This window comes from Streptomyces sp. NPDC085524 (genome assembly GCF_044541755.1).
Lineage (GTDB): Bacteria > Actinomycetota > Actinomycetes > Streptomycetales > Streptomycetaceae > Streptomyces.
The window spans coordinates 164,860-186,867 of sequence record NZ_JBITTH010000016.1 but is presented as its reverse complement, the minus strand read 5'-3'; the positions used below and the strand labels follow the sequence as shown (position 1 = coordinate 186,867).

The 22,008-nt window shown below is 72.8% G+C and carries 26 protein-coding genes; 14 read left to right on the top strand and 12 right to left on the bottom strand.

Annotation, left to right across the window (positions count from 1 at the left end; translation table 11 throughout):
- Positions 1-29: 29 nt before the first annotated feature.
- Positions 30-1,016, bottom strand: a complete 987-nt coding sequence (locus ACIGFK_RS24835) for a DMT family transporter (RefSeq protein ID WP_376658181.1) — start codon at positions 1,014-1,016, stop codon at positions 30-32.
- A gap of 74 nt (positions 1,017-1,090) precedes the next feature.
- Between ACIGFK_RS24835 and ACIGFK_RS24830 the strand changes: the two genes are divergently transcribed.
- Entirely contained in the window at positions 1,091-1,993 is a 903-nt protein-coding gene (locus ACIGFK_RS24830) for a LysR substrate-binding domain-containing protein (protein WP_376658182.1), read from the top strand.
- Positions 1,994-2,010: 17 nt separating this feature from the next.
- Here the strand turns inward: ACIGFK_RS24830 and ACIGFK_RS24825 are convergent, their stop codons facing one another.
- Positions 2,011-2,484, bottom strand: a complete 474-nt coding sequence (locus ACIGFK_RS24825; RefSeq protein WP_386466890.1) for a pyridoxamine 5'-phosphate oxidase family protein — start codon at positions 2,482-2,484, stop codon at positions 2,011-2,013.
- Between the two features lie 76 nt (positions 2,485-2,560).
- Here ACIGFK_RS24825 and ACIGFK_RS24820 point away from each other — a divergent pair, with 76 nt between their 5' ends.
- Positions 2,561-3,181 (top strand): cysteine hydrolase, encoded by a 621-nt coding sequence (locus ACIGFK_RS24820; protein ID WP_376658184.1) that lies wholly within the window; start codon positions 2,561-2,563, stop codon positions 3,179-3,181.
- Positions 3,182-3,207: 26 nt separating this feature from the next.
- Here ACIGFK_RS24820 and ACIGFK_RS24815 read toward each other — a convergent pair whose 3' ends face one another.
- Positions 3,208-3,630 (bottom strand): CBS domain-containing protein, encoded by a 423-nt coding sequence (locus ACIGFK_RS24815; protein WP_376658185.1) that lies wholly within the window; start codon positions 3,628-3,630, stop codon positions 3,208-3,210.
- A 79-nt stretch (positions 3,631-3,709) separates the two neighbouring features.
- Positions 3,710-4,270 carry a type 1 glutamine amidotransferase domain-containing protein gene (locus ACIGFK_RS24810; protein ID WP_376658186.1) on the bottom strand — a complete coding sequence of 187 codons (561 nt, stop codon included), beginning with the start codon at positions 4,268-4,270 and terminating at the stop codon, positions 3,710-3,712.
- A gap of 160 nt (positions 4,271-4,430) precedes the next feature.
- Here ACIGFK_RS24810 and ACIGFK_RS24805 point away from each other — a divergent pair, with 160 nt between their 5' ends.
- The 7 genes from ACIGFK_RS24805 to ACIGFK_RS24775 all read left to right on the top strand — a co-directional run bounded on the left by ACIGFK_RS24805 (position 4,431) and on the right by ACIGFK_RS24775 (position 10,560).
- Positions 4,431-5,276: a HipA family kinase gene (locus tag ACIGFK_RS24805; RefSeq protein ID WP_376658187.1), complete on the top strand. Its 846-nt coding sequence runs from the start codon at positions 4,431-4,433 to the stop codon at positions 5,274-5,276.
- The gene (locus tag ACIGFK_RS24800; RefSeq protein WP_376658188.1) at positions 5,273-5,656 is read left to right on the top strand and encodes a DUF3037 domain-containing protein; all 384 of its coding nucleotides are present in this window, start codon (positions 5,273-5,275) and stop codon (positions 5,654-5,656) included. The genes ACIGFK_RS24805 and ACIGFK_RS24800 overlap by 4 nt, the downstream gene beginning before the upstream one ends.
- A gap of 247 nt (positions 5,657-5,903) precedes the next feature.
- Positions 5,904-6,665: a 3-oxoacyl-ACP reductase FabG gene (fabG, locus tag ACIGFK_RS24795; protein WP_376658189.1), complete on the top strand. Its 762-nt coding sequence runs from the start codon at positions 5,904-5,906 to the stop codon at positions 6,663-6,665.
- Between the two features lie 29 nt (positions 6,666-6,694).
- Positions 6,695-7,456 carry an SDR family oxidoreductase gene (locus ACIGFK_RS24790; protein WP_376658190.1) on the top strand — a complete coding sequence of 254 codons (762 nt, stop codon included), beginning with the start codon at positions 6,695-6,697 and terminating at the stop codon, positions 7,454-7,456.
- Positions 7,457-7,608: 152 nt separating this feature from the next.
- On the top strand, positions 7,609-9,192 hold the full coding sequence (locus tag ACIGFK_RS24785) for an ABC transporter substrate-binding protein (protein WP_376658191.1): 1,584 nt from the start codon (positions 7,609-7,611) through the stop codon (positions 9,190-9,192).
- Between the two features lie 112 nt (positions 9,193-9,304).
- Positions 9,305-9,973, top strand: a complete 669-nt coding sequence (locus ACIGFK_RS24780) for a uracil-DNA glycosylase (RefSeq protein WP_376658207.1) — start codon at positions 9,305-9,307, stop codon at positions 9,971-9,973.
- Positions 9,974-10,023: 50 nt separating this feature from the next.
- Entirely contained in the window at positions 10,024-10,560 is a 537-nt protein-coding gene (locus ACIGFK_RS24775) for a hypothetical protein (protein ID WP_376658192.1), read from the top strand.
- A gap of 16 nt (positions 10,561-10,576) precedes the next feature.
- Here the strand turns inward: ACIGFK_RS24775 and ACIGFK_RS24770 are convergent, their stop codons facing one another.
- Together ACIGFK_RS24770 and ACIGFK_RS24765 are read right to left on the bottom strand one after the other, a co-directional pair.
- Positions 10,577-11,092 (bottom strand): hypothetical protein, encoded by a 516-nt coding sequence (locus ACIGFK_RS24770; protein WP_386466897.1) that lies wholly within the window; start codon positions 11,090-11,092, stop codon positions 10,577-10,579.
- A 101-nt stretch (positions 11,093-11,193) separates the two neighbouring features.
- On the bottom strand, positions 11,194-11,469 hold the full coding sequence (locus tag ACIGFK_RS24765; RefSeq protein ID WP_400053647.1) for a DUF664 domain-containing protein: 276 nt from the start codon (positions 11,467-11,469) through the stop codon (positions 11,194-11,196).
- 24 nt (positions 11,470-11,493) lie between these two features.
- Here ACIGFK_RS24765 and ACIGFK_RS24760 point away from each other — a divergent pair, with 24 nt between their 5' ends.
- Positions 11,494-12,399, top strand: a complete 906-nt coding sequence (locus ACIGFK_RS24760; protein ID WP_386466901.1) for a Gfo/Idh/MocA family protein — start codon at positions 11,494-11,496, stop codon at positions 12,397-12,399.
- Here the strand turns inward: ACIGFK_RS24760 and lnt are convergent.
- From lnt to ACIGFK_RS24735, 5 genes are all read right to left on the bottom strand, one after another.
- Positions 12,344-13,924, bottom strand: a complete 1,581-nt coding sequence (gene lnt, locus ACIGFK_RS24755; RefSeq protein ID WP_400053619.1) for an apolipoprotein N-acyltransferase — start codon at positions 13,922-13,924, stop codon at positions 12,344-12,346. The genes ACIGFK_RS24760 and lnt overlap by 56 nt on opposite strands.
- Positions 13,925-13,951: 27 nt before the next feature.
- Positions 13,952-14,428 carry a nuclear transport factor 2 family protein gene (locus ACIGFK_RS24750; protein WP_376658196.1) on the bottom strand — a complete coding sequence of 159 codons (477 nt, stop codon included), beginning with the start codon at positions 14,426-14,428 and terminating at the stop codon, positions 13,952-13,954.
- A 69-nt stretch (positions 14,429-14,497) separates the two neighbouring features.
- The gene (locus ACIGFK_RS24745; RefSeq protein WP_376658197.1) at positions 14,498-14,674 is read right to left on the bottom strand and encodes a hypothetical protein; all 177 of its coding nucleotides are present in this window, start codon (positions 14,672-14,674) and stop codon (positions 14,498-14,500) included.
- Between the two features lie 135 nt (positions 14,675-14,809).
- Entirely contained in the window at positions 14,810-15,688 is an 879-nt protein-coding gene (locus tag ACIGFK_RS24740; protein ID WP_376658198.1) for an undecaprenyl-diphosphate phosphatase, read from the bottom strand.
- Between the two features lie 48 nt (positions 15,689-15,736).
- Complete coding sequence (locus ACIGFK_RS24735; RefSeq protein ID WP_386466908.1) at positions 15,737-16,465, bottom strand: TVP38/TMEM64 family protein; 729 nt, start codon at positions 16,463-16,465, stop codon at positions 15,737-15,739.
- Positions 16,466-16,514: 49 nt separating this feature from the next.
- On the opposite strand from ACIGFK_RS24735, the gene ACIGFK_RS24730 reads away from it, so the two are divergent.
- From ACIGFK_RS24730 to ACIGFK_RS24715, 4 genes are all read left to right on the top strand, one after another.
- A complete protein-coding gene (locus ACIGFK_RS24730; RefSeq protein ID WP_400053616.1) occupies positions 16,515-17,231 on the top strand; it encodes a DNA alkylation repair protein in 717 nt (238 codons plus the stop codon).
- 263 nt (positions 17,232-17,494) lie between these two features.
- Positions 17,495-18,676 carry an elongation factor Tu gene (gene tuf / locus ACIGFK_RS24725; protein WP_376658201.1) on the top strand — a complete coding sequence of 394 codons (1,182 nt, stop codon included), beginning with the start codon at positions 17,495-17,497 and terminating at the stop codon, positions 18,674-18,676.
- A 148-nt stretch (positions 18,677-18,824) separates the two neighbouring features.
- Complete coding sequence (locus ACIGFK_RS24720; RefSeq protein WP_376658202.1) at positions 18,825-19,670, top strand: patatin-like phospholipase family protein; 846 nt, start codon at positions 18,825-18,827, stop codon at positions 19,668-19,670.
- A gap of 78 nt (positions 19,671-19,748) precedes the next feature.
- A complete protein-coding gene (locus tag ACIGFK_RS24715; RefSeq protein ID WP_376658208.1) occupies positions 19,749-20,540 on the top strand; it encodes a spermidine synthase in 792 nt (263 codons plus the stop codon).
- Positions 20,541-20,592: 52 nt separating this feature from the next.
- Here ACIGFK_RS24715 and ACIGFK_RS24710 read toward each other — a convergent pair whose 3' ends face one another.
- Entirely contained in the window at positions 20,593-21,915 is a 1,323-nt protein-coding gene (locus tag ACIGFK_RS24710; RefSeq protein WP_376658203.1) for an MFS transporter, read from the bottom strand.
- Positions 21,916-22,008: the final 93 nt, after the last annotated feature.

Sequence of the window (22,008 nt, the reverse complement as noted above, 5' to 3'; positions counted from 1 at the left end):
CCGCGCCCCGCACCCGACGGGGCTTCTCCTCACCCGTCGGAGGGGCCGGGGGTGGCGCGCCGCGCCTGGGTGAGTGCGGCGCCCGCCAGGATGATCGCGGCGCCGGCCGGGGTGTTCCAGTGGAGCTGTTCGCCGAGGACCAGGACGCCCGCCGTCGTGGCCACGACCGGGATGAAGTACGTGACCATCTGCGCGGTGGTCGGGCCGACCTCCGTCACCAGGCCGTACTGCATCTGCAGGGCCATGCCCGTGCCGAGGGCGCCCAGGGCGATCACCGACAGGGTCGGCCAGAGCGGGAAGGACGCCGGGGCGGTGCTGAACAGGGAGCTGACCAGGGCGAGCTGGAGGGTGGAGAGCAGCAGCTGGCCACCGGTCAGGGCCACCGGGGAGCCCGGTGTGCCGGCCAGGGTGCGGCGGACGTAGATCCAGCCGATGGGGTAGCAGAGCGAGGCCAGCAGGGCGAACGCGGTGCCCTTGGCGTCGACCCCCGAGAAGCCCTGCCAGGCGCCGAGGACCGTGAGGACGCCCAGGAAGCCCAGCCCCAGCCCGGCGAAGCGGCGCCGCGTCGGGCGGTCCTCGGACAGCGCGACCAGCGACAGCGCCATGCCCCACAGCGGGGAGGTGGCGTTGCAGATGCCGGCCAGGCTCGACGGGATGCTCAGCTCCGCGTACGCGAAGAGCGAGAAGGGGGCCGTGTTGAGCAGGAGCGCCGCCACGAAGAGGTGGCCCCAGGTGCGCAGCCCGCGGGGGAGCGGCTCACGGCGCACCAGCAGGACCGCAAGGAGGGCGAGCGCGCCGAACAGGACCCGGCCCAGCGCCACCTGGAAGGGCGCGTAGGCCTCCGTACCCACCTTGATCAGGAGGAAGCTGAAGCCCCAGATGACCGAGAGGATCGCGAAGCGGACCCGCCAGTCGAGGAGACGCACCCGGCGGACGGCGCTGGTGGTGGCGGTGGTGGCGGTGGCGGTGGCGGAGGTGGTCGGGAGGGTGGGCCGCGGGGCTGGGGGTGCGCTCATGGCACTTACTGTGCGCGTCTCGACTTCGTAGGACAAGCGAGACTTCGTGGGTGTGACGCCGTAGCATCGCTTACATGTTGAACCTGGAGCGCCTGCGCACCCTCGACGCCCTCGCCCGCCACGGCTCGGTCAGCGGTGCGGCCGACGGCCTCCACGTCACGACCTCCGCCGTGTCCCAGCAGATGGCCAAGCTGGAGCGGGAGATCGGCCAGCCGCTGCTGGCCAGGAACGGCCGCGGGGTCCGGCTCACCGACGCCGGGCGACTGCTCGCCGACCACGCCGCGAGGATCATCTCCCAGGTGGAGCTCGCCCAGGCCGATGTCGAGGCCCAGCGGGGCTGCGCCGTCGGCGAGCTGCGGATCGGCGCCTTCCCGACGGCCATGCGCGGTCTGCTGCCCCAGGTGCTGTCCGCCCTGCGCGCGGACCATCCGGAGCTGCGGGTCCGGGTGCGCGAGCAGGAGCCGGAGGAGAGCATGGCGGCGGTCGTGCGCGGGGACCTCGACATGGCCCTCGCCATCGACTGGCACACCAAGCGCATGCCGGTCCCCGCCGAGCTCACCAGGACCCACCTGCTCGACGACTCCGTCGACATCGCCGTCCCGGCGGGCCACCGGCTGGCCGGCCGGGAGCAGATCTCGCTCGCCGAGTTCGCCGACGACGACTGGATCTCCTGGAACGAGGGCCAGTTCTGCCACGAATGGCTGGTCTTCACCCTGCGCGATACGGGGATCGAGCCGCGCATCGCGCACATCGCCGAGGAGCACCACACCCAGCTCGCCTTCGTGGAGGCCGGGCTCGGCGTGTGCGTGGCGCCGAAGCTGGGCCGCGGACCGGTGCCGCCGGGGGTCCGGCTGCTCCCGGTCTGCGACACCGTGCGCCGCCACGTGTACGCGGTCTGGCGCGCGGACGCCGACCGGCGGCCCTCCATCCGGGCCGCCGCGGAGGCCCTGCGGGAAGTGGCCGCCGGAATCGGGTAGCCGCGCGCGGGGCGCCGCTACAGCTTGCGGAAGTCCCAGGAGACGACGGACTCCGGGGTGAGCCGGATCCAGGCGTGCCGGCCGTCGTGCGGCATCTCGTCGAGGCCGAAGTTCTTGGCCGGAAAGATCCGCTCGGCCTCCGCCAGCTCCGGGCACGGCTCGCCGGTGCGCGGGGCCTCGCCCACGAAGACGGCGGTGCCGGAGAGTTCCACGCCGCGCAGCTCGTCGTACGCCTCGCCCGAGTCCACGACCACCGAGATCCGCGGGTCCTTGCGCAGGTCGGACCAGCGCCGGCTGCGGGTGATCGAGTACAGCCACAGCGAGGTGCCGTCCCAGGCGAACCACAGCGCGCCCACGTGCGGACGGCCGTCCGCGGAGACCGTGGCCACCCGGCAGGTGCGCTGCTCGCGCAGGAAGGCGTCCACCTCCGCGTCGCTCATCATGATGCGGCGGCCCCGCCGCTGTTCCGTTGCCGAGCGTGCCTCGTCCATCCGTACCGCACCCCTTCACATCTGACTGTGTGTCAGGAATCATGCGGGCTGTCGGGCCGTCACGCCAGGGGGAGCCATGCAGGAACTCGATCCCGCCACCACCGCACTGCTCACCGTCGAATGCCAGAACGGGGTGGTCGGCGAGGAGAGCGCGCTGCCCGAACTCGCCAAGGAGGCCCGGGACTCCGGGATGCTGGAGCGGGTGGCCGCACTGGCCGACGCCGCGCGCGGGGCCGGCGTACAGGTGCTGCACGCGGTGGCGGAGCGGCGGCCGGACGGGCGCGGGGCGAACACCAACGCGCGGCTGTTCCGGGCGGCGGGGAAGCTGCCGGTCCGTCAGCTGACCGGGAGCAGGGCCGTGGAGGTCGCGGCGCCCGTCACCGTGGCCGACGAGGACCTGGTGGTCCGCCGGCTCCACGGGCTCTCCCCGATGGCAGGAACCGACCTCGACCCGCTGCTGCGCAACCTCGGCATCCGCACCCTCGTCGTCACCGGGGTCTCCTCCAACATCGCCATCCCGAACACCGTCTTCGACGCGGTGAACCTCGGCTACCAGGTGGTCGTCCCGGCCGACGCCATCGCCGGGGTGCCCGCCTCCTGCACGGCCGAGGTGATCCGCAACTCCCTCGGGCTGGTCGCGGCCATCACCACGACGGAGGCGCTGCTCGAACAGTGGGCTCCGGCGCGCACCCCGTAGCGACGGCCGGGCAACGGCCCGGTTCGTCAGCTGCCCGGCTCGGCGGCCGCGATGGCCGAGAGGGCCGACCCCGGATCCCGTTCGACCTCGAGGTCGCCCAGGGTGACCACGCCGACGAGCTCGCCCTCCCCGGTCTGCACGGGCAGGCGCCTCAGCGCGTGCCGGCGCATGAGGCGCAGGGCCAGGTCGACGTCGTCCCCCGGACCGACGGTGATCATTTCGGTGCTGCAGACCGCCTGGACGGCCGTCCCGGCGGGATCGCGGTCCTCGGCCATGGCGCGGATCACGAGGTCCCGGTCGGTCAGGATGCCGTGGAGCCGGCCCTCGTCGACGACCAGGACGTCTCCGATGTCGGCGTCCCGCATGGCCCGGGCCGCTTCTGCCAGTGAGGTCAGCATCCCGACGGTCACCGGCTTCTCGGTCATCACCTCGTGGACTCGTCGGGTCATGGCTCCTCCACTGCCGGAAGCGGTTCCTACCGGGCGCCTACCCGCCCCGGCGGGCGGCATGTGCCTCCCCCCGCCCGGATCAGGTGCGCGCGGCCGCGGAGTGCCGCGTCCCGGCGAACTCCCTCACGAAGGCCGCACAGAAGGCGTCCAGGTCGGCGGGCTTGCGGCTGGTGACCAGCGTCGCGGGAGCGGCGTGGCAGACCTGCACCTCCTCGTCCACCCAGGTGCCGCCCGCGTTGCGGATGTCGGTCGCCAGGCTGGGCCACGAGGTCAGCGTCCGGCCCCGTACGACGTCCGCTTCCACGAGGGTCCAGGGCGCGTGGCAGATCGCCGCCACCGGCTTGCCCGCCTCGAAGAAGCTCCGCACGAACCCGACCGCGCGCTCGTTCGTGCGCAGGGCGTCGGGGTTGGCGACTCCGCCGGGCAGGACCAGCGCGTCGAAGGCGTCCGAGGTGTCACCGGCCAGTACGTGGTCCACGGGATGGGTGCCGCCCTTGTCCAGGTGGTGGAACGCCTGCACCCGGCCGGGCTCCGTCGAGACCAGCTGCGGAATCCAGCCGTTCTCCTCGACGGCCTTCCAGGGCGCGGTCAGTTCTATCTCCTCCACGCCCTCGGGCGCGGTCAGGAACGCGATGCGCACGTCGCTCACATCCTCCACCGATCGGTCTGCGGACACCCCGTGCGCCTACCCGGGCCGGCGGCCCGCATGCGGACCGGGTGTTCCGTCGGGCACCGGCCGCGCCGCCCGCCCCCCGGGAATCCCGGTGGGGCGTGACGATCACGGCGCCTACCCTGGGGAAATGCTTACCGAAGTGACAGCGACCCGCTACGTCACGCCACTGCGTGAGGGCGGCTCGCTCCCGGGAATCGTCGAGGCCGACGACCTCGGCACCTACGTCATGAAGTTCACCGGCGCCGGCCAGGGCCGCAAGACCCTGGTCGCCGAGGTCATCTGCGGGCGCCTCGCCCAGCGGCTGGGCCTGCGGGTCCCACAGCTGGTGCAGATGCAGCTCGACCCCGTCATCGGGCTCGCCGAGCCCGACCAGGAGGTCCAGGAACTGCTCAAGGCCAGCGGCGGGCTCAACCTCGGCATGGACTACCTGCCCGGATCGATCGGCTTCGACCCGCTCGCGTACCAGGTGGACCCGGTCGAGGCGGGGCGCGTCGTCTGGTTCGACGCCCTGATCAACAACGTCGACCGGTCCTGGCGCAACCCCAACATGCTGGTCTGGCACGGGGACCTGTGGCTCATCGACCACGGCGCCACCATGATCTGGCAGCACAACTGGCCCACCGCCGCGGCCGCGGCCGCCAAGCCGTACAACGCCTCCGACCACGTGCTCGCGCCCGTGGGCCCGGACATCGCGAGCGCCGCGGCCGCACTCGCGCCGCTGGTCACCGAGGAACTGCTCACCGAGGTCGCGGCCGACGTGCCCGACGAGTGGCTCGTCGACGAGCCCGGCTTCGACACCACGGACGCGCTGCGCCGCGCCTATGTGGAGGCGCTGCTGCCGCGCGCGGCCACGATCCACGAGAGGATCTCGATGGAGGCCGAGGTGAAGGCCCCGCAGAAGCCGCCGGGCTGGCTCACCGACCACCTGGTGGAATGGCCCCACAAGACCAAGAAGAAGAGCGGCGACGAGTGACCAAGCGGGACGTGTTCGAGTACGCACTGGTGCGTGTGGTGCCCCGGATGGAACGGGGCGAGTGCTTCAACGCCGGCGTGATCGTCTACTGCCGGGCGCACGGGTACGTCGCCGCGCGCACCCACCTCGACGAGGCGAAGCTGCTCGCGCTGGACCCCGGGGCCGACGTGGCCGGGGTGCGGGCTGCGCTGCGCGGCGTGGAGGGGGTCTGCGTCGGGGGCACCGCGGCGGGGCAGGCCGCCGGTGACGATGCCGGGCGGCGGTTCCGGTGGCTGATCGCGCCGCGGAGCACCGTCGTGCAGCCGGGCCCGGTGCACACGGGGCTCACGGCCGACCCGGCCGCGGAAGTGGAGCGGCTGCTGGACCTGCTGGTGCGGTAGCCCGCGCGGGTCCCCTCGGCCGGTCGGGTGCGGCGCCGCTGCGGGGGCTCCACCCCCGGCCCCCGCGCCTCGAACGCCGACGGGGCTGGAGCCGCCCCCCGCGCCTCGGACGCCTACGGGGCTGCACGTGCCCCCGGCGGGCTGCCGTTGACACCGGGTGCCAGGGATCCTAGCGTCTCCTCAGCTGAAGCTACTAAGCGGTTGCTCACCTCTGGGTGACCGCTTCTCAAGGGCGAGGAGATCCAGCATGTCCACCACCGAGCAGCGCGTCGCGATCGTGACCGGGGCGGCCCGGGGCATCGGCGCCGCCACCGCCGTACGCCTGGCCGCCGAGGGCCGGGCCGTCGCCGTCCTCGACCTCGACGAGGCCGCCTGCAAGGACACCGTCGAGGCCATCACGGCGGCCGGCGGCAAGGCCATCGCCGTCGGCTGCGACGTCTCCGACGGCGCGCAGGTGGAGGCGGCCGTCGAGCGCGTCGCGAGCACGCTCGGCGCTCCGACCGTCCTCGTCAACAACGCGGGTGTGCTGCGCGACAACCTGCTGTTCAAGATGGCCGAGTCCGACTGGGACACCGTCATGAACGTGCACCTGCGCGGTGCGTTCCTGATGGCGAAGGCCTGTCAGAAGTACATGGTCGAGGCCACGTTCGGACGCATCGTCAACCTCTCCAGCAGCTCGGCCCTCGGCAACCGCGGCCAGGCCAACTACTCGGCGGCCAAGGCGGGTCTGCAGGGCTTCACCAAGACCCTGGCCATCGAGCTCGGCAAGTTCGGCGTCACCGCCAACGCCGTCGCCCCCGGTTTCATCGCCACCGAGATGACCGCCCAGACCGCCGCCCGCGTCGGCATGGGCTTCGACGACTTCAAGGCCGCGGCCGCCACCCAGATCCCCGTCCAGCGCGTCGGCACCCCCGACGACATCGCCAACGCCATCGCCTTCTTCACGGGCGAGGCGGCCGGGTTCGTCTCCGGCCAGGTCCTGTACGTGGCCGGCGGCCCGCTCAACTGACCGCTCCACGAGAGGCAGGGACGTACGACATGACGTACGAAGGAACGGACAGCGGCAAGGTCGCACTGATCACCGGCGCGAGCCGGGGCATCGGCTACGGCGTCGCCGAGGCGCTGGTCGCCCGCGGTGACCGGCTGTGCATCACCGGCCGCAACGAGGACGCCCTCAAGGAGGCCGTCGAGCGGCTCGGCGCCGACCGGGTCATCGGGGTCGCGGGCAAGGCGCACGACGAGGAGCACCAGGCCCTCGCCGTCGAGCGCACGATGGAGGCGTTCGGCCGGGTCGACTTCCTGGTCAACAACGCCGGCACCAATCCGGTCTTCGGCCCGATCGCGGACCTGGACCTCGGGGTCGCCCGCAAGGTCTTCGAGACCAATGTGATCTCGGCGCTCGGCTTCGCCCAGCGGACCTGGCACGCCTGGCAGAAGGACAACGGCGGGGCGATCGTGAACATCGCCTCCATCGCGGGCGTCTCCGCCTCGCCCTTCATCGGGGCGTACGGGATGAGCAAGGCGGCGATGATCAACCTGACGCTCCAGCTCGCCCACGAGATGGCGCCCGGGGTCCGGGTCAACGCGATCGCGCCCGCGGTGGTCAAGACCAAGTTCGCGCAGGCGCTCTACGAGGGCCGGGAGCAGGAGGCCGCGGCCGCCTATCCGCTGGGCCGGCTCGGGGTCCCGGAGGACATCGGAGGGGCCGCGGCCTTTCTTACATCTGCACAAGCGGAATGGATCACGGGACAAACTCTGGTCGTAGACGGGGGAATGTTCCTGAATGCCGGAGTGCACTGATCGATAATCGGACACATTCCCCTCCTGGAGGGAGGTGAATGTGCCATGAATGTGCACGGAACCGGTCATGTGCCCCACGAAACCTGTCCATTGGAATCGTGGGGCACTGCGGTAGGGTCTGCCGCACCCGTGGCTGATCGAGGAGCGTGCACGTGTTCATCCGGACCAGATGTCTGCAGATCACTGCGGCCCTTGCGTCCATATCCCTGCTCGCCGGATGCGGCCTGCTCTCGGACGACAAGGGCGACGACGCCAAGCGCATCGTCGTCGGCACCACCAGTGCCCCCAGCACCCTCGATCCCGCCGCGGCGTGGGACGGTTCCTGGGAGCTGTACCGGAACGTCTACCAGACCCTGGTGGCCTTCCCGACGGGCTCCACGAAGCCCCAGCCGGACGCGGCCCAGGGCTGCGAATTCACGGACGCGGCGAACCAGGCGTACCGCTGCACCCTGAAGAAGGGCCTGAAGTTCTCCAACGGCGAGCCGCTCGACGCCAAGGCCGTCAAGCACTCCCTGGACCGGATCAAGACCATCGGCTCCAAGGTCGGCCCCAAGGACCTCTTCGGCACGCTCGACAAGATCGAGACCCCGGACCCGCTGACGGTCGTGTTCCACCTGAACACGTCGGACGCCACGTTCCCGTTCGTGCTCGGCTCGCCGGCCGCCTCGCTGGTCGCGCCCAAGGAGTACCCAGCGGACAAGGTCCGCAACGACGGCAAGGTCGTCGGCTCCGGCCCGTACGTGCTCGAGTCGTACAAGGAGGGCGGCGAGGCCGTCCTCAACCGCAACGAGAGCTACAGCGGCTTCGCCAACCGCAAGAACGCGGGCGTGACCATCCGCTACTTCGCGGACTCCCCGAAGATGATCTCCGCCCTCAAGGGCAAGGAGATCGACGCGATCTACCGAGGCCTGTCCGCCCCGGAGATCCTGGACCTGCAGAGCCCCACCTCGCACGGGCAGGGCGTCCAGGTCGTCGAGAACGTCGGCTCCGAGATCCGCTACCTGGTCTTCAACCCCAAGGACCCGGCGGTCGCCAAGCTCCCGGTCCGCCAGGCCATCGCCCAGGTGATCGACCGCGGCGCGCTCGTCTCCAAGGTCTACCAGGGCACCGCCGAGCCGCTGTACTCGATGGTCCCCAAGGGGGTCGTGGGCCACAAGACGCCCTTCTACGACAAGTTCGGCCCGGCGGACGTGCCCAAGGCCAAGAAGATCCTCAGGGACGCCGGGATCACCCAGCCCGTCGAGCTGACCTTCTGGTACACCACCGACCGCTACGGCGCCTCCACCGCCGACGAGTTCACCGAGCTCAAGCGCCAGCTGGACGAGAGCCTGCTCTTCAAGATCACCCTGCGCAGCGCGCCCTGGAAGGCCTTCCAGGAGGGCTACAAGGGCCAGGAGTACCCGGTCTTCGGCCGCGGCTGGTTCCCCGACTTCCCGGACCCGGACAACTTCATCGCGCCGTTCGTCGGCAAGGAGAACGCGGTCGGTACCCCGTACGAGCCCGCCCAGATCCTGAACGAGCTGCTGCCCAAGTCCCGCCGCGAGGGCGACCGCTCCGCCGGAGTCCACGAGTTCGAGCTGGCGCAGCAGGTCTTCGCCGAGGACGTCCGGCTGCTGCCCCTGTGGCAGGGCAAGCTGTACGTCGCGGCGCGCGAGGACATCGCGGGCGCCGAGCGGGCCCTGGACCCGCAGACCGTCATGCAGATGTGGGAGTTCTACCGCAAGACCAGCTGGTAGCAGGGCAGCACGCGTCGGCCGCCGGGAAGGGCGGCCGACGCGTTGTCAGTGGCTCCCGGTAGGTTCTTGATCTGTCGCAAGAACTTGTACCGGAGGTTGTGCCGTGACCCAGATGCTGCCCGAGTCCTGGCTTCCCGTCCTCGGCGGGGAGCTGGACCAGCCCTACTTCAAAGAGCTCACCGAGTTCGTCGAGAAGGAGCGGGCGAACGGGCCGGTCTACCCGCCCCGTGAGCAGGTGCTCGCGGCCCTGGAGGCCACTCCCTTCGACCGGGTGAAGGTCCTGGTCCTCGGCCAGGACCCGTACCACGGCGCCGGCCAGGGCCACGGCCTGTGCTTCTCCGTGCAGCCCGGTGTGAAGACCCCGCCCTCGCTGCGCAACATCTACAAGGAGATGAAGGAGGAGCTCGGCCTCCCCATCCCCGACAACGGCTACCTGATGCCGTGGGCCGAGCAGGGCGTCCTGCTCCTGAACGCGGTGCTCACCGTCCGCGAGGCCGAGCCCAATTCGCACAAGGGCAAGGGCTGGGAGAAGTTCACCGACGCGGTGATCCGCGCGGTGTCCGACCGTCCGGACCCGGCCGTCTTCGTGCTGTGGGGCGCCTACGCCCAGAAGAAGATCCCGCTGATCGACGAAGAGCGGCACGTGATCGTCAAGGGCGCCCACCCCTCCCCTCTGTCGGCGAAGAAGTTCTTCGGCTCCCGCCCGTTCACGCAGATCAACGAGGCCGTCGCCGCCCAGGGCCATGAGCCGATCGACTGGCGGATCCCGGACCTCGGCTGACGCCACACCGCGCCTCGGCGCCATTGCCGGTGCCTCCGGCTAGCTTCTTGATGATCAGACCGGAGCAGGTCTGGCAGAGCGAGCCGGAGGCCGCGGTGACGGAGCAGCAGGAGGCGTCGGAGGACGCCGTCATGACCAGGATCGGCCAGGCGGTCATCCTGCTGCACGCCGGGGACCGCGAGGAGGCCCGCAACCGGCTCGGCGACATCTGGACGGAGCTCGGGGCGGAGGGCGACTCCCTCCACCGCTGCACGCTCGCCCACTACATGGCCGACGCCCAGGACGACCCCGCGGACGAGCTGGCCTGGGACCTCAGGGCGCTGTCCGCCGCCGAGGCGCTCGGGGACGGGCCGCTCATGCCCCGGGGGTTCTACCCGTCCCTGCACCTGAGCCTCGCCGACGACTACGTGAAACTGGGGCGGCCCGAGGCGGCCAGGGTGCACCTGGCCCGGGCCCGGGCGGCGGCCGGCGCGCTGGCCGACGACGGCTACGGGAACGGCGTACGGGGCGCCATCCTCCGGCTGGAGCGGCGCCTCGCCGCAGAGCCGGGGGCCGGGCCCCGCCCGTTCCCCGAACAGTCCCCGTAGGCCGTCGTCCGCAGCGTCAGCCGCCGTGGACGCCCGCGCAGATGCGGGCCTCCGGGCTGTCCGGGTGCCAGTGGCCGTGCCTGCGGCCCAGTGCGCACACATCGGCCGGCCGCACCGGCAGTTCCCGCATCAGCTCCCGCTCCGCCTTCGCGCCGGGCCGCGCGCTCTGCGGGTGCCCGCCGTCCCCGTGCCCCCGGGCGGCTTCCGCGGGCTTGCGCGGCTCGGGGATGTCCGGGACCGGCGGCGGAGCCTGGGCGCTCCGCTGCGGGGCGGCCGGGCCTGCGGCGGGTGCGGAGGCGGCAGGCGGCGCAGCCGGCTCCGGAGCCGCCTTGAGCGCCTCCAGCGCGGGCGCCTGGACGACCACCGGGGAGGCTCCGGGCCCGCCGCGCGGCTCGTGGTGCGGCGCAGGCCCCGCGGAGGGACCGGCGGCCGGCGTCACGGACGCGGGCCTCACATTCACACAGCCGGAGACGGCCGAGACGGCACAGGCGACTCCGAGCAGCAGCGTTGTCGTGGTTCGGGTTGGATGCACCCGCGCAACTCTGCTCGGGCGGGCACCGCGTTGGGAAACCCGGAGGCCATATTCACCCCGCACGGGTGACGGGGCAGGGGCTAACCGAACCCGGCCCGCGCCTACTCGCCCGTGGCGCCGTCGATGTGCTCGCGCAGCAGGTCCGCGTGGCCGTTGTGGCGCGCGTACTCCTCGATCATGTGGTTGTACACCCAGCGCAGGCTGAACACCTCGCCGCGGCGGTGGCTTTCCGGCCGCGAGCGCAGGTCGAGCGAGCGGCCCGCGGCGGCCTTCCGGGCCAGGTCGACCTCGGTCTCCCGGAACCAGTACCGCTTCCCCCCTCCCCGCGGGCCGGGCCCGGTCCGCGGGTCAGGCCCTAAGCTGCAGGGGCATCGCACAAGGAACACACCAGGAGGCGCCCGGTGAAGGTCGGCTGCATCGGACTCGGCGACATCGCGCAGAAGGCGTACCTGCCCGTGCTCACCACCCGCCCGGGGATCGAACTGCACCTGCAGACGCGTACCCCCGCGACCCTGGAACGGGTCGGCGAGATCCACCACGTCCCGGCGGCCCGCCGGCACACCGGCCTCGACGAGCTGCTCGCCGAGGGCCTCGACGCCGCGTTCGTGCACGCCCCGACCACCGCGCACCCCGAGATCGTCGAGCGGCTCCTGGAGGCGGGCGTCCCGACGTACGTGGACAAGCCGCTCGCCTACGAACTCGCCGATTCGGTGCGGCTCGTGGAACTGGCCGAGGAGCGCGGGGTGTCCCTGGCCGTGGGCTTCAACCGCCGCTACGCGCCCGGCTACGCCCAGTGCGCCGAGCACGCGCGCGATCTGATCGTCATGCAGAAGAACCGGGTCGGGCTGCCCGAGGACCCGCGCACCATGGTGCTGGACGACTTCATCCACGTCGTCGACACCCTGCGCTTCCTGCTGCCCGGCGAGGCCGACCACGTCGACGTCCGGGCCGTGGTGCGCGAGGGGCTGATGTACCAGGTGGTGCTCCAGATGTCCGGTGCCGGTTTCACCGCGCTCGGGATCATGAACCGGCTCTCAGGCTCCTCCGAGGAGATCCTGGAGGTGTCCGGGCAGGACACCAAGCGACAGGTCGTCAACCTGGCCGAGGTCATCGACCACAAGGGCCAGCCGACCGTCCGTCGCCGCGGGGACTGGGTGTCCGTCGCCCGCCAGCGCGGCATCGAACAGGTCGTGGACCACTTCCTGGAGGCCGTGGCGGCCGGCAAGACCCTCAGCGCGCGCGATGCGCTGCTCACCCACGAGCTGTGCGAGCGGGTGGTGGACTCGGCTCTGGAGCAGGCCTCCTGAGCGTCTGCGCGACCTGCGCCGCGCAGTACGCCGCGAGCGCGGCGAGGGCCGCGTACACCGCCCAGTCCCCGAAGCGGACGTAGGGGGTCGTGCCGGTGGCCAGCGGGACCCCGTACACGTGCGCCGTGCTCGCGGACGTGGGCAGCGCCGGGCCGATCCGCTCGCCGGAGGGGCCGTGCACCGCGCTGATGCCCGTGAGGGTGGCGTGCACCATCGGGCGGCCGTCTTCCGCGGCCCGCAGCGCGGCGAGCGACGCGTGCTGCGCCGGGGCCCAGCTGTGCTGGAAGGTGGAGGTGGCCGACTGGGCGACGAGCAGGGACGCCCCGTCGAGGGTGAGGTGCCGGCTCATGTCCGGGAAGGCCGATTCGAAGCACACCAGGGGTCCCACGCGGACGCCCCCGGGGAGGTCCATGACCACCGGGGCCCGGCCGCGCATGCGGTCCTCGCCCGCGGCCCGGCCCACCGAGGTGGCCCAGCCGAGCAGGGAGCGGGCGGGCACGTACTCCCCGAAGGGCACGAGCCGCATCTTGTCGTAACGGGCTCCCGTCGGCCCCTCGGGGCCCACGAGCACCGAGGACTTGTAGATGCCGGGCCGGTCCGGCCCGCGGGCGTCGACGTTGACCAGCAGTGGAGCCCCCACCTCCGCCGACAGGGCCGCGAGCCGCCGGGCCAGGTCGGGCCGCGCCGCCAGGTCCGCACCCACACTGCTCTCGCCCCACACCACCAGGTCCGGCCGCTGCCCGGCGACCGTCCGCGTGAGCCGCTCCCCGGCCGCGAACCGCCGCTCGGCGCTGTCCGGCCCGTCCGGTACCGGCCCGGGCTGTACGACGGCCACGCGCAGCCGGCCCGACACCTCGGGCCGCGGTGCCCACAGCCACACCGCCCCGGTCAGCACCGCACACCCCGCCACCCCGGCCACCGCCGGGATCCGCGCCCCCGGCACCGCGAGCAGCAGCACCAGCGCACAGTTCACCGCCACCACCAGCAGGCTCACCAGCCACACCCCGCCCACCGAGGCCAGCCGCAGCGCGGGCGGCACCTGCCACTGGCTCGCCCCCAGCAGCCCCCACGGCCCGCCCAGCCCCTGCCACGACCGGACCAGCTCCGACAGCAGCCAGCCGGCCGGCACGAGGACCAGCCCCGCGGCCGCCCGCCCCGCCGTCGGCTGCCCGCCGAGCAACTCCCGCACCAGCAGCGCCCAGGGGATCCACAGCACGCCCAGCAGCGCCGCGATCAGCACCAGGAAGACGTGCAGGCTGGGCAGCAGCCAGTGGTGGACGGCCACGATGAACCCGGCGCCGCCGAGCCAGCCCTCGAGCGCGGCCCGCCGCCCGGTGGGGGCGGACCTCACCAGCAGCATCCAGGGAAGGAGGGCGACGTACGCGAACCACCAGAGCGCGGGGGCGGGGAAGGCGAGGGCGGGCAGCGCACCGGCGCCGAAAGCGGCCGGTGCGCGCCAGACGGAGGACCGGGGGTGCGACCGGGGGTGCGACCGGGGGACCCCCCCGTTCCGTAGCGAGATCATGGGGCGCCTCCGCTTCCAGTGTGGCAGTCAGGCGGAGATGTGCCGCCACTTCTCGTGCACGGTGACCCGGGTCAGCCGCCAGCCGTCGTGGGTGCGGGCGAGCGCGAAGGTGTAGCGCCCGGCGGCGACGAAGTTGGGCGCGGTGTCCGTCCCGGCCGCTCCGGCGTCGTCGACGCCCTCCAGCCGCATCGGATTGAGGAAGTCCGCGCGCACCTCGGCGCTGTCGCCGGGCGAACCGCCCGCGTCCTCCAGCCGGATCAGCCGGTTGACGATGAGGTGCTGGCGCACGGGGAAGAGCTTCATGGTCTCCGCGAGCCAGTCGGCGACCTCCCCGGCAGGACCCTCCATCCCGCCCGCCGAGCTGTAGTCCGCCCGCCCGGCCGGGGCGAACAGGGCCCGGTACCCCTCCCAGTCGCCGTCGTCGACGGCCACCGCGTATCCCGAGACCACCTCGTCGATCGCCAGCCGGTCCATTACCGTCGCCAGGTCCACACGCTGAGTCATCGGGACAGTGTGGGGGCGGCGGGCCGCAAGGCCAAGGGGCGTGCGCCGACGGGATCTCCGTACGGGCGGTCAGTGTCCGGAATGCGCCTCCCGCTGGCGGACCACGACGAGGAAGGCGTCACTGTCCAGGTCCATCACGACCTCGGCCGGCACCCCCTCCCGCATGCGCTGCGCCGCATACTCCTCCGCGGGCCAGCTCCCCCGCGGACTTCCGGCCGGAAACCGCTCCAGCACCACTCGACCCATGGGACACCCCCTGCTGCTTGCCTTCGACCCTCTCCAGGGACAACGACGCGCAGGCCGCCCGGGAACGTTCCCGGGCGGCCTGCGGTTCACGCGAAGCGGTGAGGCGGGGTCCTGGAGGCGCCCCTGCCGGTACGACTATCCGGCGGACTCGCCGGCGTGCGGGCTCAGTACTCCGGCCCAGACCAGGATGAACAGGGCGATGCCCAGCAGGACCCGGTAGATCACGAAGGGCATGAAGCTCTTGTTGGAGATGAACTTCATGAACCATGCGATGACCGCGTAGCCGACGAAGAAGGCGATGACCGTCGCGAAGATCGTCGGGCCCCAGGTGATGTGGCCCGGGCTCTCGATCACGTCCTTGATCTCGAACAGGCCGGAGGCCAGCACGGCCGGGATGGCGAGGAGGAAGGAGTAGCGGGCCGCCGCCTCGCGGGTGAAGCCCAGGAACAGGCCGCCGGAGAGCGTGGCACCCGACCGGGAGACGCCCGGGATCAGGGCCATCGCCTGGCAGAGGCCGAAGATCAGACCGTCCTTGACGCCGAGCTCCCGCAGCGTCTTGCGCTCGCGGACGGCGCGGTGCCGGCCGCCCTCCTCGTCACGCGCGGCCAGCCGGTCCGCGACACCGAGGACGACGCCCATCACGATCAGGGTGGTGGCCGTGAGCCGCAGGTCGCGGAACGGGCCCTCGATCTGCTCCTTGAAGGCGAGGCCGAGCACACCGATGGGGATCGAGCCGACGATCACCAGCCAGCCCATCTTGGCGTCCTGCTCGGAGCGCAGCGCCTTGGTGTACAGCGAGCGGAACCAGGTGGAGATGATCCGCGCGATGTCCTTGCGGAAGTAGATCAGTACAGCGGCCTCGGTGCCGATCTGCGTGATGGCGGTGAAAGCCGCTCCCGGGTCGTGCCAGCCGGCGAACGCCGCGGTCAGCCGCAGGTGGGCGCTGGAGGAGATCGGGAGAAACTCCGTAAGCCCCTGGACGAGACCGAGGATTAGGGATTCGAACCAGCTCATGTCGGGGTGCGCTCGTCCTTGTGATCGTCGGGCAGTTCGCCCCCGATGCTAGGGCCCGTGCGAAGTGGCACTGACCACTGGGGGGTGCTGCGGCGTCAGCTCGTACGCGGCACCCTCGGTCAGGGGCGGCGCCAGCCGGTGCCGCTTGCGCCAGGCGACCGCTCCGGCGGCCACCACGGAGACCACGATGAAGCCGAACGAGACGAGGAACGCGGGCGATCCGGGGGAGGAGGCGCTGGCGCCCGCGATCACGTACGCCGCGGTGTTGGGGACGACCCCGAGCGTCGTTGCGAGGAGGAACGGGGTCCAGCCGCAGCGGGAGACCGCCGCACAGTAGTTGGCCACCACGAACGGCACCCCGGGGAAGAGCCGGACCGCGAGCATCGAGCGGAAGCCGTGCCGGCTGAGCTGGCCGTCGGCCGCCTGCAGCCAGCGCCCGCGCAGCAGCGGACGCAGCGCCTCCTGGCCCAGCACCCGGCCGAGGCCGAAGGCGATCCCGGCGCCCAGGACCGTGCCGCCGACCGCCGCGACGAGGCCCGCCTGGGTGCCGAAGACGGCTCCGGCGGCGAGGTTCAGCAGGGGGCGGGGCACGAAGGCCGCCGCGCACACCCCGTACGCGGCCGCGAACAGCGCCACCGCCGTGCCCGCCGGGAGACCCGGCGGCCAGCCCTCCGACAGCAGGCGCTGGGGCTCGTACAGCAGCACGCACACGCCGGCGGCCACGAGCAGCACGACGAGCAGCGACAGCCGGGCCCACGGCGTGAGGAGGAGGGACATCCCGGGAGACTAACCGACCACCCGGGCACCCCGCCGTAATCTGTGCCTCATGCCGTCGAACGACAAGCGAACGCCGCGGGTTCCCCGCAGCGCCCTCGCGGGCACCCTCCTGGAACGGCTGACCGGCACCTACGCGCAGGCCGCCGACCCCGTGCGGGCCGAGGCCATGGCGGCGTACATGAAGGACGTCGCGCCCTTCCTCGGCATCCCCACCCCGCTGCGCCGCGAACTGTCGAAGGCGGTGACCAGGGGCGCCCCGGTGCCGTCGGAGTCCGACTGCGCGGCGCTCGCCCTCGGCTGCTGGCGCCTCCCGGAGCGCGAGTACCACTACTTCGCCGTCGACTACCTGCGCCGCCACGTCGCCCGCTGCTCCTCCGGCTTCCTGCCCGTGGTCCGGCACCTGGTCGTCACCGTCCCCTGGTGGGACACCGTGGACCTGCTGGCCGCGCACACGGTCGGCCCGCTGGTGGCCGCCGATCCGGGACTGGGGGCCGTCATGGACGAATGGATCGAGGACGAGGACCTCTGGCTCGCCCGCACCGCCCTCCTGCACCAGCTCCGCTACAAGGGCGCCACCGACGGCGGCCGGCTCTTCGCCCACTGCCGCCGCCGGGCCGGGGACTCCGACTTCTTCCTGCGCAAGGCGATCGGCTGGGCCCTGCGCGAGTACGCGAAGACGGACCCCACGGCGGTACGCGCCTTCGTCGAGGCCGAACGCGGCTCCCTGTCGCCGCTGTCCGTGCGCGAGGCGCTGAAGAACCTCTGAGCCCACGGTACTTCGCCGGTAAATCATTCGACGGACGACAGCCCGTCCGGCAGGATCAGGGCCATGTCCCGGTACGCCTTCCCCACCGCACCGTCCGCAGTCGCGGACGTGCCGAAGGCTGCCGTTCCCGCAGAGGCATTTCCCTTCGCCGCATTCGACGGCGCACGAAGCTGACCCTTCCCGGATCGTCCGGCGGACCCCAGAGGGGGAGGGTCGGCTCGCTCCAGGGGTCCCGTTCCAGCTTCGAGCACGGGAAAATGATCATGGCCAAGACGGCTTTCGTGCGGACCAAGCCGCACCTCAACATCGGCACCATGGGTCACGTCGACCACGGCAAGACCACCCTCACCGCCGCCATCACCAAGGTCCTCGCCGAGCGAGGGGGCGCGTCCTTCGTGCCCTTCGACCGCATCGACCGGGCCCCGGAGGAGGCCCGGCGCGGGATCACCATCAACCTCACGCACGTCGAGTACGAGACCGACACCCGCCACTACGCCCACGTCGACATGCCCGGGCACGCCGACTACATCAAGAACATGGTGACGGGCGCCGCCCAGCTCGACGGGGCGATCCTCGTCGTCTCCGCCCTCGACGGGGTCATGCCGCAAACCGCCGAGCACGTGCTCCTGGCCCGGCAGGTCGGCGTCGACCACATCGTGGTCGCGCTCAACAAGGCCGACGCGGGCGACCCCGAGCTGACCGACCTGGTCGAGCTGGAGGTCCGGGAGCTGCTCACCGCGCACGGCTACGGCGGCGACGTCACCCCGGTCGTACGGGTCTCCGGGCTCGGGGCGCTGGAGGGCGACCCGCGCTGGACCGGGGCGATCCAGGCACTGCTGGACGCGGTGGACACGTACGTGCCGACACCCGTGCGGTACACGGAGGCCCCGTTCCTGCTGCCGGTGGAGAACGTACTGACGATCACCGGGCGCGGAACCGTCGTGACCGGCGCCGTCGAGCGGGGGACCGTACGGACCGGCGACCGCGTGAGCGTGCTCGGCGGCGACGGCGAGCCCGTCGAGACGGTGGTCACCGGCCTGGAGACCTTCGGCAAGCCGATGGAGTCCGCCGAGGCCGGCGACAACGTCGCGCTGCTGCTGCGCGGGGTGCACCGCGACGGGGTGCGCCGCGGACACGTGGTGGCGGCCCCCGGCAGCGTGACCCCGAAGCGCCGCTTCACCGCGCGGGTGTACGTGCTCTCCGGGCGCGAGGGAGGCCGTACGACGCCGGTCGCCACCGGCTACCGGCCGCAGTTCTACATCCGCACGGCCGACGTGGTGGGGAACGTGGACCTGGGCGGGGCGGGCCTGGCCCGGCCGGGGGACACGGTCACGATGACCGTCGAGCTCGGGCGGGACGTCCCACTGGAGTCCGGGCTCGGCTTCGCGATCCGCGAAGGCGGGCGGACGGTCGGCGCGGGCACCGTGACCGAGGTGCTCGGCTGACCCCGCCGGGCCGGTCGGGCCCGGCTCGAAGGGCCGGCCCGATCGGCCCGGCTGATCGGGCCGGCCGATCCGGACCCTTGTGTGGTGACGGCGGACCGGCTGCGTCAGACTGCCGTCACCACAGACAGGGACGGAGGGACGGACGGCGATGGGCGGCGACACGGCACTGGTGCTGGGCGGCGGGGGACTGACCGGCATCGGCTGGGAGTGCGGAATCCTCTACGGGCTCGCCCGCGCGGGGGTCGACCTCACCACCGCCGACCTCGTCGTGGGCACCTCGGCGGGCTCGGTGGTCGGCGCCCAGCTCACCTCCGGACTCCTCTCCGCACAGGAGCTCTACGAGCGCCAGCTCGGCGACGCCCGAGGGGAGCTGGCCGCGAAGCTCGGGGCGGGCGTCATGGCGCGGTTCGCCCTGGCCATGGTGCGCTCGCGCAACTCCACGGCCTACCGGCAGCGGATCGGCGCGATGGCACTGGCCGCCGCCACGGAGGCGGAGGCCGAGCGGCGCAAGGTGCTCGCCGCCCGGCTGGTCTCCCACGAATGGCCCGAGCGGCGGTTCGTGGTCACCGCCGTGGACGCGCACACCGGGGAGCCGGCCGACTTCGACCGGGCGAGCGGCGCCGGCCTCGTCGACGCGGTCTCGGCGAGCTGCGCCGTGCCCGGCGTGTGGCCGCCGGTGACGGTCGGCGGACGGCGGTTCATCGACGGCGGCGTCCGCTCCGCCACCAACGCCGACCTCGCGGCCGGCTACGCCCGCGTGGTGATCGTCGCGCCGATCGCGCTCGGCTCGGGGCTCGTCCCCTCGCCCGCGGCGCAGGCAGGGCGTCTGCGGAAGGCGGGGGCACGGGTGCTGCTGATCACCCCGTCGGCGGCGGCCCGCAAGGCCTTCGGGCGCAACGTACTGGATCCCGCCCGGCGGGACCCGGCGGCCCGGGCGGGGCTGGCGCAGGCCGCGGAGCACGTGACCGAGGCCGCGGCGGTCTGGTCGGGCTGAGTCCGGCCCGACAATGGTGGGGTGAGCGACGAACAGATCCCGGTGATCCGGGAAGTGGGCCAGGGCACCGCCAAGCTGATGCCGGACGTGGACCGGGAGCGGGCCTGGCTGCTGACCGTCGACGGGGCGCCGCAGTCGTACGTGGACCTCGACGACCCGCTCCACCTGGAATTCGAGTACGTACGCCGCCTCGCACACGTCCTGGACTGCGCGGCGGAGCCGGGGCGCGGGCTGGACGTCCTGCACCTCGGCGGCGGCGCCATGACCCTGCCGCGCTACGTTGCAGCCACCCGGGCGGGCTCGCGGCAGACGGTCGTCGAGTTCGACGAGGGCCTGGTGGAGCTGGTCGCGGAGCACCTGCCGCTGCCGGAAGGGGCCGGGATCACGGTGCACGCCGCCGATGCCCGGGCCTGGCTGGAGGCCGCGCCGGCGCGGAGCGCGGACGTGGTGGTGGCCGACGTGTTCGGCGGCTCGCGGGTGCCCGCGCAGCTGACCTCCGTGGAGTACGCACGGGAGGCGGCCCGGGTGCTGAGGCCCGGAGGGCTGTACGTGGCGAACCTGGCCGACGGGGCCCCGTTCGGGTTCCTGGGGGCCCAGCTGGCCAACTTCGGGGAGGCCTTCACGGAACTGGTGCTGATCGCGGAGCCGGCGGTGCTGCGGGGGCGGCGGTTCGGGAACGCGGTGCTGGTGGCTTCGGACCAGGAGCTTCCGGTGGCCCCGGTGGCCCGGCTGTGCGCGGCCGACGCGTTCCCCGCCAGGGTGGAGTTCGGGGACGGGCTGGCCCGCCTTCTGCGCGGGGCGGTTCCCGTGGCCGATGCGGACGCGGTGGCTTCGCCGCCGCCGCCGGAGGGTGCGTTCAGCCTGGGGTGATCGGCCCGGCCCCGCGCCGCTGCCGGGGGCGCTGCCCCCGGACCCCGGCGCCTCAAACGCCGGCGGGGCTGGGGTTGTCCGCGGCGGGGCTGGATGCGGCCGACGGGGCCGGGGCCGTGACGGGTACGGCCGCCCGGCGGGTCAGCCGGCGGACGTCCGGGATCAGGAGGACCAGGGCGGTGGCCAGGACGACCAGGGTCGCGCAGCCCCAGAGCGCCTGGGTGCGGCCGAAGGCCGATTCGGCCGGGCCCGCGAGCGCGGTGGCCAGGGGGAGCATCGACAGCGAGCCGAACCAGTCGTAGGCGGAGACCCTCGAGAACTTCTCCTCCGGGATCTCCTGGTGCAGGGTCGTCATCCAGTTCACGCCGAACACCTCGATGGCCGTGCCGCTCGCGAACATCACCGCGCACAGCCCCCACACCGGCAGCGGTACCGCCAGTCCGGCCGACGGCAGCGCCAGCGGGAACACGCACAGGGTGCCGGTCAGCAGCAGCCTGCGCGGCTTCCACACCATCATCAGGACCGCCCCGGCGATGGTCCCCGCCCCGAAGCAGGCCAGTGCCAGGCCCCACGGTGCCGGGCCGCCGAGCCGGTCCCGGGCGACCAGGGGACCGTAGACCGCCTCCGCGGCGCCGACGACGGCCACGACCACGGAGAACTGGAGCACGATGCTCCACAGCCACGGGCGGGTGCGGACCTCCACCCAGCCCTCGCGCAGATCGGCCAGCATGCCGCCGCCGGGGGCCCGGCCGCGGGTGGGGGCGACGTCCAGGAAGGCGCGCAGAGCACCTGCGACGGCGAAGGCGCCCGCGTCCAGGGCCAGGACCCAGCCCGGTCCCAGCGCGGCGATCATCGCCCCGCCGAGGGCCGCGCCGCCGATGCCCGCGCCGTTCATCGCCATGCGGAAGAGTGCGAAGGCGCGGTTGGCGTGCTCGCCGGAGACGGTGGACAGCAGCATGCCCTCTGCCGCCGGGTTGAAGAAGGCGGTGCCGGTGCCGCACAGGGCGGTCAGCAGCATCATCTGCCACAGCCGGGGTTCCCCGGTCAGGACAAGTACGGCGAAGGCGGCCTGCGAGAGGCAGTTCAGGGCGTTGGCCGCGACCATGACGCGGTGACGCGGCAGCCGGTCGGCGATCGCGCCGCCGATCAGGAGGAAGAGGACGAGGGGCAGCGTGCGGGCGGCGGCGACGAGGCCCACGTCGCCGGTCGATCCGCCCGCCTCCATCACCGCGTACGCGGCCGCGATGAGCGCTCCGTGGCTGCCGAGGTTCGTGACGACCGCCGCGCCCGTCAGCAGCGTGTAGTTGCGCCCGGCCCACTCGGGCCGGCGGCGGCGTGCGGGCGTACGGGAGGAAGTGGTGCGGGAAGAGCTCACCACGGGACTATGTCCGCCCCGGGCCGGGAATCCAAACGGATTGTCGGCCCGGGGCGGTGGTGAGGCGCGTCCGAGAGGGTCCCGGGGGCCCCG